The sequence below is a fragment of the Delftia sp. CH05 genome (genome assembly GCF_009827015.1).
Lineage (GTDB): Bacteria > Pseudomonadota > Gammaproteobacteria > Burkholderiales > Burkholderiaceae_C > Comamonas > Comamonas tsuruhatensis.
Window position 1 is genome coordinate 1 of record NZ_WUMG01000022.1, and the last position, 13,772, is coordinate 13,772.

At 68.5% G+C, this 13,772-nt stretch carries 15 protein-coding genes; 12 read left to right on the forward strand and 3 right to left on the reverse strand.

The genetic code is table 11. The annotated features are described in order from the left end of the window. Positions 1 to 197: 197 nt before the first annotated feature. The 4 genes from GRX31_RS17395 to GRX31_RS17410 all read left to right on the forward strand — a co-directional run bounded on the left by GRX31_RS17395 (position 198) and on the right by GRX31_RS17410 (position 3,104). Positions 198 to 656, forward strand: a complete 459-nt coding sequence (locus GRX31_RS17395; RefSeq protein WP_017404212.1) for a VOC family protein — start codon at positions 198 to 200, stop codon at positions 654 to 656. Between the two features lie 39 nt (positions 657 to 695). Beyond that, complete coding sequence (locus GRX31_RS17400) at positions 696 to 1,382, forward strand: flavin reductase family protein (protein ID WP_160853941.1); 687 nt, start codon at positions 696 to 698, stop codon at positions 1,380 to 1,382. A 10-nt stretch (positions 1,383 to 1,392) separates the two neighbouring features. Then, positions 1,393 to 2,196, forward strand: a complete 804-nt coding sequence (gene hpaH / locus GRX31_RS17405) for a 2-oxo-hept-4-ene-1,7-dioate hydratase (RefSeq protein WP_026062081.1) — start codon at positions 1,393 to 1,395, stop codon at positions 2,194 to 2,196. A 137-nt stretch (positions 2,197 to 2,333) separates the two neighbouring features. After that, positions 2,334 to 3,104: an SDR family oxidoreductase gene (locus tag GRX31_RS17410; protein ID WP_013803947.1), complete on the forward strand. Its 771-nt coding sequence runs from the start codon at positions 2,334 to 2,336 to the stop codon at positions 3,102 to 3,104. An 18-nt stretch (positions 3,105 to 3,122) separates the two neighbouring features. On the opposite strand, the gene GRX31_RS17415 is transcribed toward GRX31_RS17410, so the two are convergent. After that, complete coding sequence (locus GRX31_RS17415) at positions 3,123 to 4,130, reverse strand: AraC family transcriptional regulator (protein WP_016454133.1); 1,008 nt, start codon at positions 4,128 to 4,130, stop codon at positions 3,123 to 3,125. Between the two features lie 192 nt (positions 4,131 to 4,322). On the opposite strand from GRX31_RS17415, the gene GRX31_RS17420 reads away from it, so the two are divergent. The 8 genes from GRX31_RS17420 (at position 4,323) to cutA (ending at position 11,311) form a co-directional block, all read left to right on the forward strand. Next, complete coding sequence (locus tag GRX31_RS17420; protein ID WP_012203717.1) at positions 4,323 to 5,114, forward strand: SDR family oxidoreductase; 792 nt, start codon at positions 4,323 to 4,325, stop codon at positions 5,112 to 5,114. Positions 5,115 to 5,150: 36 nt separating this feature from the next. Then, positions 5,151 to 6,446 (forward strand): styrene monooxygenase/indole monooxygenase family protein, encoded by a 1,296-nt coding sequence (locus GRX31_RS17425; RefSeq protein ID WP_160853943.1) that lies wholly within the window; start codon positions 5,151 to 5,153, stop codon positions 6,444 to 6,446. Between the two features lie 14 nt (positions 6,447 to 6,460). Continuing rightward, a complete protein-coding gene (locus tag GRX31_RS17430) occupies positions 6,461 to 6,988 on the forward strand; it encodes a flavin reductase family protein (protein ID WP_046238852.1) in 528 nt (175 codons plus the stop codon). A 58-nt stretch (positions 6,989 to 7,046) separates the two neighbouring features. Further along, a complete protein-coding gene (locus GRX31_RS17435; protein WP_160853945.1) occupies positions 7,047 to 8,282 on the forward strand; it encodes a dienelactone hydrolase family protein in 1,236 nt (411 codons plus the stop codon). Between the two features lie 150 nt (positions 8,283 to 8,432). Then, the gene (locus tag GRX31_RS17440) at positions 8,433 to 8,990 is read left to right on the forward strand and encodes a MarR family winged helix-turn-helix transcriptional regulator (RefSeq protein WP_016449083.1); all 558 of its coding nucleotides are present in this window, start codon (positions 8,433 to 8,435) and stop codon (positions 8,988 to 8,990) included. Then, positions 8,983 to 9,816 (forward strand): class II aldolase/adducin family protein, encoded by an 834-nt coding sequence (locus GRX31_RS17445; protein ID WP_272918450.1) that lies wholly within the window; start codon positions 8,983 to 8,985, stop codon positions 9,814 to 9,816. Before GRX31_RS17440 ends, GRX31_RS17445 begins: the two co-directional genes overlap by 8 nt. A gap of 18 nt (positions 9,817 to 9,834) precedes the next feature. Next, complete coding sequence (locus GRX31_RS17450) at positions 9,835 to 10,860, forward strand: 2-dehydropantoate 2-reductase (protein ID WP_160853949.1); 1,026 nt, start codon at positions 9,835 to 9,837, stop codon at positions 10,858 to 10,860. 52 nt (positions 10,861 to 10,912) lie between these two features. Further along, positions 10,913 to 11,311 (forward strand): divalent-cation tolerance protein CutA, encoded by a 399-nt coding sequence (gene cutA, locus GRX31_RS17455; RefSeq protein WP_160853951.1) that lies wholly within the window; start codon positions 10,913 to 10,915, stop codon positions 11,309 to 11,311. Here the strand turns inward: cutA and GRX31_RS17460 are convergent. Together GRX31_RS17460 and ftsY are read right to left on the reverse strand one after the other, a co-directional pair. Further along, complete coding sequence (locus tag GRX31_RS17460) at positions 11,298 to 12,287, reverse strand: Bug family tripartite tricarboxylate transporter substrate binding protein (protein WP_160853953.1); 990 nt, start codon at positions 12,285 to 12,287, stop codon at positions 11,298 to 11,300. The genes cutA and GRX31_RS17460 overlap by 14 nt on opposite strands. A gap of 238 nt (positions 12,288 to 12,525) precedes the next feature. Continuing rightward, positions 12,526 to 13,746 carry a signal recognition particle-docking protein FtsY gene (gene ftsY, locus GRX31_RS17465; protein WP_016449076.1) on the reverse strand — a complete coding sequence of 407 codons (1,221 nt, stop codon included), beginning with the start codon at positions 13,744 to 13,746 and terminating at the stop codon, positions 12,526 to 12,528. Positions 13,747 to 13,772 lie beyond the last annotated feature (26 nt).

Consider the following 13,772-nt stretch of genomic DNA (forward strand, 5'->3'; position numbering starts at 1 on the left):
GGGTGGATTCGGGGGCTGGTGCGGCAGCGGTCTTGCGCGGACTCATGGGAGTGGATGGAAGCGGGTGAAGGCGTGTGAAACCGGGTTGAAGCCGGGAGAAGAAAGGGCGGTTGATTTTACGGCTTTCATATATTACGCTTTGTATATAGTACGTTAAGCGTATTATTTGGCGGCACACAAATCTGCAAGGACATCCCATGCCCATCAAAGTTCTGGAACTCCACCATGTCGGATTCGGCGTCAACCACGCCCAGGCCGATGCCATGCTCGACTTCTACCGAGAAGTGCTGAACCTGCCCCAGGACGCCGCGCGCTGGAAGATCCCCGGCATCTACGGCTCCTGGATCAACCTGCCCAACGGCAGCCAGTTGCACATCCTCGGCAGCGAGGGGCCGTCGCGCTATGCGCAGGGCCCGGGCAAGGACCCTGTGTCCAACCACATCGCGCTGGCCGTGGACGACATCCTCGGCGCCGAGCAGGAGCTGCTGGCGCGCGGCGTCGATTACTTCACGCTGGACAACGTGGCATCGCCCAGCCTCAAGCAGCTGTTCCTGCGCGACCCGGCCGGCAACCTGGTGGAACTGCACCAGTCCAATGCGCGCGCCCCCGGCATCGCCCAGGCCGAGCAGGACGCGGCGCGCGCCGGCAACGAGTGACGCGACGCCCTCCCTTTTTCCCTTCCCCTCCGGAATCCCATGTACTTTGAAATGCAATCGCTCAACAGCGAGCAGCGCAGCAACATCCTGCACTCCCTGGTTCTGCCCCGTCCCATCGCCTGGATCAGCTCGGTGGACGGGGACGGCACGGTCAACGTCGCGCCGTTTTCCTTCTTCAACGCCATGTCGGGCGATCCACCGCTGCTGTGCGTGTGCATCGGCTCGCGCCAGGGCGTGCTCAAGGACACGGCGCGCAACATCGCGGCCACGGGCGAGTTCGTGGTGAACCTGGTGTCCGAGCCGCTGGCGCGCCGCATGGCGGTGACGGCCATAGAGTTCGGCGCGCAGGTGGACGAGTCGGCCCAGGCCGGCCTGGTCCTGGGCGATGCACGGCGGGTGAAGGCGCCGCGCATCGTGGACAGCCCTGCGTCCTTCGAGTGCCGCGTGCGCCAGATCATCGATATCGACGGCGTGCGCAGCCTGGTGCTGGCCGACATGCTGGCCGCCCATGTCATGGATGCGGCCGTGGTCGATGGCGAGCTCATGTACTTCGACCCCGCGCCCATGGAGCTGATCGCGCGGCTGCAGAACCCCGGCTGGTATGGCCGCGTGGGCGATGCCTTCCAGATGCCCACGCCTTCGGTGGCGCAGTGGGATGCCATGCAGCGCCAGGGCGTGTCCGACGGCTACCTGGCCTGGGCCGACGATGGCCCCGCCGCGCGCTGAAGGGCCGCCCATGCTTGCGCAACACACCATAGACAGCCTGGCGGCCGAGCTGCACGCCAGCGAAAAAAGCCGCGTGCAGGTCCGGCACTTTTCCCGCCGCCATCCGGACATGACGGTGCAGGACGGCTACGCCATCTCGCGCGCCTGGATGCGGCTCAAGCGCGCCGAGGGCCGCACGGTCAGGGGCCACAAGATCGGCCTGACCTCGCGTGCCATGCAGCAGGCCGTGCAGATCACCGAGCCCGACTACGGCACCCTGCTGGACGACATGTTCTTCGAGCCCGGCGGCGACATTCCCTTTGCGCGCTTCATCGCTCCGCGCGTGGAGGTGGAGCTGGCCTTCGTGCTGGGCCGCACGCTCAAGGGGCCGGGCGTCACCCTGTGCGATGTGCTGGCCGCCACCGACTGGGTGGTGCCCGCCGTGGAAATCATCGACGCCCGCATCGAGCAAAAGGACCGCGATACCCAGGCCATGCGCACGGTGCGCGACACCATCGCCGACAACGCGGCCAATGCCGGCATCGTCATGGGCGGGCGGCCCGTGCGCCCAGACGCGGTGGACCTGCGCTGGGTGTCGGCGCTGCTGCAGCGCAACGGCGTGATCGAGGAGTCCGGCGTGGCGGCCGCCGTGCTCAACCATCCGGCCACGGGCGTGGCCTGGCTGGCCAACCGGCTCGCGCAATGGGATGAGCAGCTGGACGCAGGCCAGGTGGTGCTGGCCGGCTCGTTCACGCGGCCCGTCACGGCCCAGGCCGGCGACAGCTTCCATGTGGACTACGGGCCGCTGGGCTCCATTGCCTGGCGCTTTGCCTGAGCTTCGTCCGCAGTGTGGCGATGGTGTCGCCTGCGGCACAGTCCGCAGGCCCGGCGCGTCGCCGACAATGCAGCGCGCCGCCCGCCACCGGTGCGCGGGCGGCGGCTGCAACACATGCACTACAGGATGGACAAGCAATGGAGATGAAGAACGCAAAGACGGCCGTGGTCACGGGCGGAGGAACCGGCGTGGGCAAGGCCGTGGCGCTGGCCCTGGCGGGCGCCGGCTACCAGGTGGTGGTGGCGGGCCGCCGCCAGGCACCGCTGGATGAGACCTGCGCCGAGGCCCAGGCAAAGTACGGCGCGGGCGAGCGCATGCTGGGCATTGCCACCGATGTCAGCGACCCGGCTGCCGTGGAGCAGCTGTTCGCGCGCACGGTGCAGCGCTTCGGTCGCGTGGACCTGCTGTTCAACAACGCGGGCCGGGGCAATCCGCCCGGCTCCTTCCTGGACTGGACGCCCGAGCAGTGGCGCGAGGTGGTCGATGTCAACCTCAACGGCATGTTCTATTGCCTGCAGCAGGCCTTCCGCACCATGCGCGACCAGTCGCCGCGCGGCGGCCGCATCATCAACAACGGCTCCATCTCCGCGCATGCGCCGCGCCCCAATTCCAGCGCCTACACGGCCACCAAGCATGCCGTCATGGGCCTGACCAAGACCGCTGCGCTGGACGGCCGTGCCTACGACATCGCCGTGGGCCAGATCGATATCGGCAATGCCATGACCGAGCTGGCATCGCGCATGGCCAAGGGCGTGCCCCAGGCCAATGGCGAGATCGCGGTGGAGCCGCTGATCGACGCGGATGTGGTGGGCCAGTCCGTGCTCTACATGGCCAGCCTGCCGCTGGAGGCCAACGTGCTGTTCCACACGGTGATGGCCACCAAGATGCCCTTCGTGGGCCGGGGCTGAACCGGCAAAGGCAGGCCCTCAGGCCTGCACGCGGCGGCTCGCCGTCTCGGACGGGAGCTCGCCGAAGCGGCTGCGGTACTGGGCCGCGAAGTGGCCCAGGTGCAGGAAGCCGTATTTCTGCGCCACGTCGCGCACGCCGGAGCCGGCTGCGACGCCCGGGCCCTTGGCTGCCTGGAGTTCGGCGCGCACCCGGTCCAGCCGCAGCTGGCGCAGGAAATCCATGGGCCCCATGCCCGCGTGCTGGCGGAAGGCGGCCTGCAGCGTGCGCGCGCTGCAGCCGGCCTCGCGGCAGACATCGGCCAGCGACAGGGGCTGGTCGGCATGGGCCTGCATGTACTCCTGGGCCTTGCGCACGCCGCGCGGCAGCAGGCTGCGCCGGCTGTCTCCGGCCAGTGCGCGGCTGTGGCTGTGCGTGGCCGACATCAGCAGGCTGGTCAGCAGGTATTCCTCCGCATGCTGGGCCAGTGCCTGCGTGGCCTGCAGGGCGTTGCCCGCATCCAGCGTGTGCCGCAGGCAGTCGATGAAATGCACCAGCGGTGCCAGTGCCGGCTGGTCCAGCGGCACGCCCAGATCGAACACCAGCGGCCGGCCTGCGGGCGCCTGCAGCAGCGCCTCCAGCCGCGCCACCAGGGCCGGGCGGGCCATGCGCACGATCAGGTGCGGGCTGTCGTCGGCCCAGCGCATGGACAGCGGCTCGGTCGGCGAGGGCAGGGAGGCCAGGCGCGGCGTGGCATCCACCTGCTGCGCGCCGCAGCGGATCTCGGCACTGCCGCGCAGGGGAATCTGCAGCAGGAAGAAGTCCCGCAGGTAGCCGGGCTCGATGTGCACGCCGGGGCCGTACTGCACATAGTTCAGGCTGACGTTGCGGGAAAGCGGCGCGCTGTGGTGGCAGGCGTCCAGCTCGGCGCGCGGGCGCAGCATGCCCAGGCCATGCGGACAGAAGACGCGCGCCACGCTTTCGCGGGCCTCGTCCATGTCGTGGCTCTCGAAAAGCCGGTAGCGCTGCAGCGGCAGCGGTGTGTGCATGGCGTGTTCCATAGGCTGGGCAGAACGTAGCAAAAACCACCCGCTCCCACAATTCGGACCATTCCCCGGGAGCCGATTTCTGCGCGCCAGGGACAGTGCCTGCGCTTGCCGGATGCCTGCGCGGCCCGGCCCCCCGTAACGTGTGCTGCACAGGCCAGCCCGGCCTGGCATCCACACGGGAGAACAAGCGTCATGTTCAAGGGACTCGAAGGCAAAAGCGCCATCGTCACCGGCGGCTCCACCCTGATAGGCGCAGGCGTGGTGCGTGCGCTGCACGCGGCCGGCGTGAAGGTGGTCATTGCCGACATCGATGCCGACAACGGCCAGGTGCTGGCTGATGCGCTGGGCGAGGGCGCGCTTTTCGTGCGCACCGACATCACCGACGACGCGCAGGTCGCCGCCTGCGTGCAGCAGGCGTGCAGCCGACACGGCGGCGTGCACATCCTGGTCAACCTGGCCTGCTCGTATGTAGACGAAGGCCTGCAGTCGCCGCGTGCCGACTGGCTGGCCTCGTTCAACGTGAACGTGGCCAGCGCCGTGGCCATGCTGCAGGCCGTGCACCCGCACATGGTGGCCGCCGGTGGCGGGGCCGTGGTGAACTTCACCAGCATCTCTTCGGAAGCGGCGCAGACGGGGCGCTGGCTCTACCCGGCCAGCAAGGCGGCCATGAAGCAGCTCACGCGCAGCATGGCCATGGACCTGGCGGCCGATGGCATCCGCGTCAACAGCGTCTGCCCGGGCTGGACCTGGTCGGCGGTGATGGACCGGCTCAGTGGCGGCGACCGCGCCAAGACCGACCGCGTGGCCGCGCCCTTTCACCTGCTGGGCCGCGTGGGCGATCCGCATGAGGTGGCCCAGGTGGTGCTGTTCCTGTGCTCGGACCATGCCAGCTTCGTGACGGGGGCCGACTACGCGGTGGACGGCGGCTACGGCGCCATGGGGCCCGAGCGCGCCGTGGCCGCCATTCCCCAATTGATGGACTAGCACGCAGTACGGACACGGAGCCGCAAGGAGACAGCCATGAAGAAAATCGCCATCGTCGGAGCCGGCCAGTCGGGCCTGCAACTGGGCCTGGGCCTGCTGGCCGCGGGCCATCAGGTCACGATACTGAGCAACCGCACGGCGCAGGACATCGCCCAGGGCCGGGTCATGTCCAGCCAGTGCATGTTCGACAGCGCGCTGCAGATAGAGCGCGGCCTGAGCCTGGACCACTGGTCGCGCGAATGCCCGGTGGTCGAGGGCATCGGCCTGTGCGTGCCGCATCCGGCGCAGCACGGCGGGAAAGCGGCCGACAAGGCCATCGACTGGGCGGCGCGTCTGAACGCGGGCGCGCAGTCCGTGGACCAGCGCCTGAAGATCCCCGCATGGATGGACGACTTCCGCCGCCAGGGCGGCGAGCTGGTGCTCAAGGACGCGGGCATCGCCGAACTGGAGGAATGCACGCGCAGCCATGACCTGACCCTGGTCGCCAGCGGCAAGGGCGAGATATCGAGGCTGTTCGAGCGCGATGCCCACCGCTCGCGCTTCGACCAGCCCCAGCGGGCGCTGGCGCTGACCTATGTGACGGGCATGAAGCCGCGCGAGCCGTTCTCCGCCGTGTCCTTCAACCTGCTGCCGGGCGTGGGCGAGTATTTCGTGTTCCCGGCGCTGACGACCACGGGCCCCTGCGAGATCATGGTGTTCGAGGGCGTGCCCGGCGGCCCCATGGACTGCTGGGGCGATGTGAAGACACCGGAGCAGCACCTGGAACGCAGCCGCTGGATCCTCGACACCTTCGTGCCCTGGGAGGCCGAGCGCTGCCGCGACATTGCGCTGACCGATGACAACGGCATCCTCGCGGGCTGCTTCGCCCCCACGGTGCGCAAGCCCGTGGCCACGCTGCCGTCGGGGCGCAAGGTGCTGGGCATGGGCGACGTGGTGGTGCTCAACGACCCCATCACGGGCCAGGGCTCCAACAACGCGGCCAAGTGCGCCGACACCTATCTGCGCAGCATCCTGGCGCGCGGCAATGGCGACGGAAATCGTGACGGCAATGGCGCATTCGACGCCGCCTGGATGCAGCAGACCTTCGACCGCTACTGGTTCGGCTATGCGCAATGGGTCACGCAGTGGACCAACATGCTGCTGGCGCCACCGCCGCCCCATGTGCTCAAGCTGCTGGCCAGCGCGGGCACGCTGGCACCGCTGGCCAGCGCCTTTGCCAACGGCTTCGATGACCCGCGCACCTTCTTCCCCTGGTTCGCGGACGCGGGCGAGGCAGACCACTACATCGACAGCTGCGCGGCCATCGCCGCCATGGCAGCCGTCCCTGCCTAGCCGCAGAGGCCGCCATGAGCACATGCGAAACCCCGGCCGCCGCCACGGCCTGCTCCTTCGATCCGCGCGAGCTGCGCAAGGCCTTCGGCCAGTTCACCACGGGCGTGACCGTCATCACCACGCGCGCGCCGGACGGGCGGCGCGTGGGCATGACGGCCAACTCGTTCTCCTCGGTCTCGCTGGACCCGCCGCTGGTGCTGTGGAGCCTGGCGCGCCAGGCGCCCAGCGTCTGCGATTTCCAGGGCGCCAGCCACTTCGCCATCCACGTGCTGGCTGCGGGCCAGCACCTTCTGTCGCGGCGCTTTTCCACGCCGCAGCAAGACAAGTTCGTCGGCCTGGACTGCGCGGAAGGCCCGGCCGGCGTGCCCCTGATCGATGGCGTGCTGGCCCGCTTCGTCTGCCGCAACGTCCGGCAATACGATGGCGGCGACCACCTCATCTTCATCGGCCAGGTCGAGCGCTGCGAACGCTTCGACGGCGAGCCCCTGGCCTTTCACGCGGGCTACTATCAGGTGACGGTGCGGCACCCCGAGTGCGTATGACGGGTCATGAAAAAAGCGGCACCGCAGCTTTCCCCACCCTTTGAAACGGAGGCAACCCATGCAGCAGAAAGAACCCCCGGCAAGCCGCCATGTGCGCATCAACGCGCTGGACGGCAGCGGCAGCTTCAACGCCTACCTGGCCGTGCCGGCCTCGGGCAGCGGCCCCGGCCTGGTGCTGGCGCAGGAGATCTTCGGCGTCAACGCCACCATGCGCGAGGTGGCCGACTACTACGCCGAAGAAGGTTACGTGGTGCTGGTGCCCGACCTGTTCTGGCGCCAGCAGCCCGATGTGGAGCTGGGCTACACGCCGGCGGACTGGGAGCGCGCTTTCGGTTTCTACAAGGGATTCGACGAGGCCCTGGGCGTGCAGGACATCCAGGCCTGCCTGAACGCCTTGCGCCAGCGCCCCGAGGTCACGGACGGCAAGGCCGGCGTGCTGGGCTTTTGCCTGGGCGGCAAGCTGGCCTACCTGGCCGCCTGCCGCACCGATGCCGATGCGGTGGTCGGCTACTACGGTGTGGGCATCGAGGCGGCGCTGGACGAGGCCGAGCGCATCCGCTGCCCGCTCACCTTGCATGTGGCCGAGCTCGACGCCTTCTGCCCGCCCGAGGCGCGCCAGCGCATCGTCCAGGCGCTGGGCGGTCGTCCCGGCGTGGCCGTGCACGTCTATCCGGGCGTGGACCATGCCTTCGCGCGCAAGGGCGGCGACCATTTCCACCGGGCCTCGGCGCTGATGGCGCACGAGCGCAGCATTGCCACGCTCAAGTCCGCCATCGGCCCGCATTTCGACCTGGCCGCGCTGTGGGACAAGCACTGCGAGTACGAGTTCGCCACGCGCAACGTGGACGACACCATGGCCACCATGGTGGCCGAGCCCTATGTGAACCACATCCCCACCATGACCGGCGGCGTGGGCTTCAGCAACCTGCACGCCTTCTATACGAACCACTTCGTCAACAGCAATCCGCCCGACACGTCGCTGACCCCGATTTCACGCACGGTGGGGGCCTCGCAGGTGGTGGACGAGATGCTGTTCTGCTTCACGCACACCACCGAGATCCCGTGGATGCTGCCCGGCGTGCGGCCCACGGGGCGGCGCGTGGAGATCCCGCTGCTGGCCGTGGTCAAGTTCCGGGGCGACAAGCTCTACCACGAGCACATCTACTGGGACCAGGCCAGCGTGCTGGTGCAGGTGGGCCTGCTGGACCCGGCGCTGCTGCCCGTGGCGGGCGTGGAGACGGCCCGCAAGCTGCTGGACGAGACCCTGCCTTCCAACGAACTGCTCACGCGCTGAGCGCGGCGCGGGCGCACGGGTTTCACCCTGCGCCCGCTGGCGGCCTGCAGGCCGCCAGGGCTCTCAGGGTTGCCACCAATGTTGATATGTCAACATTGGTGGATCATGCGGCCATCGCAATCGCCATCGCCGCCCGGTTTCCTCCGCCCAATGCCCCGCCCACGCACATCCACGATCCCTGCCGCCGATGCCGCCACCGGCCCTGCACCGGACACGCAGGTCTGCCCCCAGACGCTGGCGCTGGAGGATTTCATCACCTTCCGCCTGGGCGCGTTGTCCAATGCGCTGCAGACCCAGGTGACGCGGCACTACATTGCACCGGCATCGCCCGTGGGGCTGACCGAGTGGCGGCTCATGGGCCAGATCCAGCGCCATGGCGAGCTGCATGCCAGCGCGCTGTCGCGCCTGAGCCTGATGGACAAGGCCCAGATCAGCCGCGCGCTGCAGCCGCTGATCGACCGGGGCTGGGTGCTGCGCCGCGCCGACCCGCAGCACGCGCGGCGCCACCTGCTGCAGCTGAGCGAAGCAGGGCAGGCGCTCTTCGACGAGGTGCTGTCCCGCGCACGCCCCTACCAGGCGGCCCTGCTCAATGCCCTGACGGCCGATGAGCGCGCCATGCTGGACCGCATCCTGGACAAGCTGGGCCGTGCCTCCCAAGCGCTGGACCAAGGGCTGGACCAGGGACTGGACCAGGGGCTGGATGCCTGATTTCCCCACAAGCCACTGCACAACCCACCTCAAGACCCACCTCAGAACCCACCCCACGAGCCACACCATGAATTGCTCCATGCACCCTGAAGAGCGGGCCGCCCGCATCGAACTGGCCGCCTGCTACCGCGTCTTCGCCATGCTGGGCTGGGACGAGCTGATCTACAACCACATCACGGTGCGCCTGCCCGACAGCGTGACGGGCGGTGAAAAGCAGTTCCTGATCAATCCCTTCGGCCTGCATTACGAAGAGGTCACGGCCAGCAACCTGGTACGCATCAATGTGCGCGGCGAGGTGCTGGACGGCTCGCGGCATCCGGTGAATCCGGCCGGCTTCGTGGTGCATGCGGCCATCCACGACGGGCTGCCGGGCGCGCACTGCGTGATGCACACGCACACCACCTCGGGCATGGGCGTGGCCTGCCTGGAGCAGGGCCTGTCGCAAAGCAACTTCTACAGCGCCCAGCTGCACGGCATGGTGGCCTACCATGACTTCGAGGGCATCACCATCCATGCCGACGAAGGGCCGCGCCTGCTGGCCAGCATCGGCCACCGCAAGGCCGTGATCCTGCGCAATCACGGCCTGCTCAGCTGGGGCAGCGACCTGCCCCAGGCCTTCGTGGTGCTGTGGACGCTGCAGCGCGCCTGCGACGTGCAGATGGCCACCCTGTCCATGGGGGCGCCGCGCATGGTCTCCGACGCCATGGCCCGGCGCTGCAACGAGGACTCGCTGACCTTCAACGACAGCCACGGCGGTGCCCGCGATGTGTTCGACCATCTGGTGCGCCGTGTGAACCGGCGCGACAGCAGCTATCTCGATCTTTGAACCCGGAGCTTCCCTCGCATGACCATGGAACAGACAAGCATTTCATTCGACAAGGCCTGCATCTTCGGCGCCGGTGCCATCGGCGGCTGGATGGGCGCGGCCCTGGCCCGCGCCGGCTGCCAGCTCAGCGCCGTGGCGCGCGGCGCCGCGCTGCAGGCCCTGCGCACCGAGGGCCTGACCCTGGTGCACGGCGAGCAGCGCGAGCACTTCGCGCTGCGTGCCGAACAGGACCCGGCCGCCCTGGGCGTGCAGGACCTGGTCATCATCTCCGTCAAGGCGCCGGGCATGCCCGATGTGGCCGAGCGCATCGCCCCGCTGATCGGCCCGCAGACCGTGGTACTCACGGCCATGAACGGCGTGCCCTGGTGGTTTTTGCACGGCGGTGTCGATGCCAGCGTGCGCGGTAGGCAGCTGAAAGCCGTGGACCCTGAAGGCCGCATTGCGCAAGCCATCCCGCTGGGTCAGGTGCTGGGCTCGGTGGTCCATGCCAGCTGCTCCAACGATGCGCCCGGCGTGGTGCGCCGCCACTTCGGCAACAGCCTGATCCTGGGCGAGCCCCTGGCCACAGGACCCGGCCAGCCGCCCACGCCGCGCCTGGCGGCACTGGCCCAACTGCTGCAGCGTGGCGGCATCGAGGCCAAGGTCTCCGACAATATCCAGCGCGACGCCTGGTACAAGCTCTGGGGCAACATGACCGTCAACCCCGTCAGCGCGCTGACGGGCGCCACCTCGGACCGCATCCTGGGCGACGAGCTGGTGCGCGGCCTGATCACGCGCGTGATGCTGGAGGCCAAGGAAATCGGCGCGCGCATCGGCCTGCCCATCAACGAATCGCCCGAAGACCGCCATGCGGTCACGCTCAAGCTGGGCGCCTTCAAGACCTCCATGCTGCAGGACGTGGAAGCGGGCAAGCCCGTGGAACTCGATGCCCTGGTGGGCGCGGTGCGCGAAATGGGCCAGCTGTGCGGCGTGGACACGCCCTTCACGGATGCGCTGCTGGGCCTGGCGCGGCTGCAGGCGCGGCAAAAGGGGCTGATGGCCTGACGCCGCAAAGGCCAGTACCGGCCTGCAGCGCGCAACCGTAGACTACGCCTCCATGACTTCCGCCAAGAACCCCGCCTCGCCCTGGTCCACGCTGTGCGTGGTGGCCACCACCGTCCCCAGCGCCGAGGAGGCCGCCCATCTGGCGCGCAGCCTGGTGCAGCAGCAGGCCGCGGCCTGCGTGCAGGTGGAGCCCATCACCTCGCACTACGTGTGGGAGGGCGAGATGCACGCCACGCCCGAGTGGCGGCTGGTCTGCAAGACCCTGCCCGACGTGCTGGAGCGCCTGGCCCGGCTGCTGCGCGCCGGCCACAGCTACAGCGTGCCGCAGATCACCATGCGCACCGAGCGCTGCATGGCCGACTATGCGCAGTGGCTGCGTTCCCAGGTCTCGACCCGGGACGTGGCGGACACTGCAGACATGGCCGCCGCGCCCCGCATCACTGTGGCGTGACGTTGGCGGCCTTGATCACGGGCACCCAGGTCGCTGTCTCCTTGCGGATCAGCTCGCCGAAGGCGCTGCCCGTGACCACCCAGGGCTCGATCCCCTGCAGGTCCAGCTGCCTGACCACGGCCGGCGTGTTGAAGATCTCCTGAATATCCTTTTCCAGCTGCTTTAGCACGGCCGGCGGTGTCTTCTTTGGCGCCATCACGCCGTACCAGGACGAGATGGCAATGCCCGGCACGCCCGCCTGGGCCAGCGTGGGCACATCAGGCAGGTACTTGCTGCGCGCCGGGTCGGTCACGGTCAGCGCACGCAGCTTGCCCGACTGCACATGCGGCAGCAGCGCGGGCACATTGCCCACGATCATCGGCACCGTGCCGCCCAGCACATCGTTGAGGCCGGGCGCCGTGCCCTTGTAGGCCACGTGCAGGATGTCGGCACCGGTCTGCTGCTTGAACAGCTCACCGGCCAGATGCAGGCTGGAGCCCACGCCGGGCGAGGCATAGCTGATGGTGGCCGGCCTGGCCTTGGACAGGGCCACCAGCTCCTGCACCGTTTTGGCCGGCACGCCAGGGTGCACGGCGATCACATTGGCCGCCTTGGCCAGCGAAGCCACGGGCGCGAAGTCCGTCTCCACGCTGTAGCCGGGCCTGGCCAGCAGCGTGGGATTGATGGTCAGGTTGCCCTGGGGCACGACCAGCAGCGTATGGCCGTCCGCCGCGGCACGCTTGACCATGTCGATGCCGATATTGCCGTTGGCCCCGGGCTTGTTCTCCACCACCGAAGTCTGCTTGTAGCGCTCGGCCAATCCCGTGGACAGCAGGCGGGCCAGCGCATCGACCGGGCCACCGGGCGGGAAGGGCGCGACGATGGTGAAAGGCTTGGCAGCCAGCTGCTGCTGCGCGGCGGCATCCTGGGCCAGGGCGCTCTGGCATGCGGCTGCTGCCAGCAGGGCGGCAGCGCCGAGCAAGGTGGGGGCTTTCATGGGGAACTCCGGGGAACAAGGCAAGGCAGGTACAAGCAAAAGAAATGCCTGAGGGCTATCGATTGTTTCCTGTATAAAACAACGTTCTTCTTATAAATCAATGCAAAGCATAAAACCTGCGGCTTGATTCGAATCAAGGGAAAACCCTTGCCTGCATGCCTGGGCATTCGCTGCGCTCGCATGCCCATGAAAAAAGGAGCGCAGCGCGCTCCTTTGGGTGGTGGTGTGCCGGGTGGCCTCAGGACAGCAGCGCCTGCGCGAATTCCCTGGCGTTGAAGGTCTCCAGGTCTTCGACCTTTTCGCCCACGCCGATGAAGTACACGGGGATCGGCCGTTCCTGGGCAATGGCGGCCAGCACGCCGCCCTTGGCCGTGCCGTCGAGCTTGGTGACGATCAGGCCCGTGAGCTGCAGTGCATCGTCAAAGGCGCGCACCTGGGCCAGCGCGTTCTGGCCGGTGTTGCCGTCGATGACCAGCAGCACCTCGTGCGGTGCCGTGGCATCGGCCTTGGTGACCACGCGGCGGATCTTGCGCAGCTCTTCCATCAGGTGCAGCTGGGTGGGCAGGCGGCCCGCCGTGTCCACCAGCACCACATCCTTCTTGCGGGCGCGGCCGGCGGTGACGGCATCAAAGCTCACGGCTGCAGGATCACCGCCTTCCTGGCTGACGATCTCCACCGTGTTGCGGTTGGCCCAGACGCCGAGCTGCTCGCGCGCGGCGGCGCGGAAGGTGTCGGCGGCAGCCAGCAGCACGCTCTGGCCTTCGTCGGCCAGATGCTTGGTCAGCTTGCCGATGGAGGTGGTCTTGCCTGCGCCGTTGACGCCAGCGACCATGACCACGGTAGGCTGGTGCTCGCCGATGATCAGCGGCTTTTCCAGCGGGCGCAGCAGGTCGGCCAGTGCATCGGCCAGCAGGGCCTTGACGGCTGCAGGGTCGGTGGCCTTGGCTTCCTTGACGCGGCGGCGCAGGTCGGTGAGCAGGTGCTCGGTGGCCTTGACGCCGGTGTCTGCCATCAGCAGGGCGTCTTCCAGCTCTTCGTACAGCGCATCGTTGATCTGCGTGCCGGTGAAGACCGTAGCGATGCTGCTGCCGGTCTTGCGCAGTCCGGCCTTGAGGCGCTGCATCCAGTTCTGGCGGCTGGCGCCTTCGGCTTCGGGCTTGGCCGTGGGCTCGGGTGCGGCAATGAAGTCGGCAGGCGCGAGCGTGGAAGCAGCAGCAGTGGGTGCAGCGGGTGCGGCAGGCGGGGCGGCATCGCCCTTGCCGCCGCCGAAGGGCTTGCGCCACCAGGCGCTGCCGGTGTCGGCTGCGGCCGGTGGGGCAGGCGTGCCAGGGGGCAGGTCTGGGGCACGGTCCTGCGGCGGGGTTGCGGGAATGCCGGCCTCTTCAGGCGCGGCGCTGCTGTCCGCCGGGGAAATCTCGGCGGAGGAGGGGGTGGGCTTTTTCTTGAAAAAACTGAACATCGGCAGGTTCTTAGAATCACAGCATT

Coding starts and splice junctions, on each gene's coding strand:
- GRX31_RS17395 (WP_017404212.1), top strand. CDS start 198: ATGCCCATCAAAGTTCTGGAACTCCACCATGTCGGATTCGGCGTCAAC.
- GRX31_RS17400 (WP_160853941.1), top strand. CDS start 696: ATGTACTTTGAAATGCAATCGCTCAACAGCGAGCAGCGCAGCAACATC.
- hpaH (WP_026062081.1), top strand. CDS start 1,393: ATGCTTGCGCAACACACCATAGACAGCCTGGCGGCCGAGCTGCACGCC.
- GRX31_RS17410 (WP_013803947.1), top strand. CDS start 2,334: ATGGAGATGAAGAACGCAAAGACGGCCGTGGTCACGGGCGGAGGAACC.
- GRX31_RS17415 (WP_016454133.1), bottom strand. CDS start 4,130: ATGCACACACCGCTGCCGCTGCAGCGCTACCGGCTTTTCGAGAGCCAC.
- GRX31_RS17420 (WP_012203717.1), top strand. CDS start 4,323: ATGTTCAAGGGACTCGAAGGCAAAAGCGCCATCGTCACCGGCGGCTCC.
- GRX31_RS17425 (WP_160853943.1), top strand. CDS start 5,151: ATGAAGAAAATCGCCATCGTCGGAGCCGGCCAGTCGGGCCTGCAACTG.
- GRX31_RS17430 (WP_046238852.1), top strand. CDS start 6,461: ATGAGCACATGCGAAACCCCGGCCGCCGCCACGGCCTGCTCCTTCGAT.
- GRX31_RS17435 (WP_160853945.1), top strand. CDS start 7,047: ATGCAGCAGAAAGAACCCCCGGCAAGCCGCCATGTGCGCATCAACGCG.
- GRX31_RS17440 (WP_016449083.1), top strand. CDS start 8,433: ATGCCCCGCCCACGCACATCCACGATCCCTGCCGCCGATGCCGCCACC.
- GRX31_RS17445 (WP_272918450.1), top strand. CDS start 8,983: ATGCCTGATTTCCCCACAAGCCACTGCACAACCCACCTCAAGACCCAC.
- GRX31_RS17450 (WP_160853949.1), top strand. CDS start 9,835: ATGACCATGGAACAGACAAGCATTTCATTCGACAAGGCCTGCATCTTC.
- cutA (WP_160853951.1), top strand. CDS start 10,913: ATGACTTCCGCCAAGAACCCCGCCTCGCCCTGGTCCACGCTGTGCGTG.
- GRX31_RS17460 (WP_160853953.1), bottom strand. CDS start 12,287: ATGAAAGCCCCCACCTTGCTCGGCGCTGCCGCCCTGCTGGCAGCAGCC.
- ftsY (WP_016449076.1), bottom strand. CDS start 13,746: ATGTTCAGTTTTTTCAAGAAAAAGCCCACCCCCTCCTCCGCCGAGATT.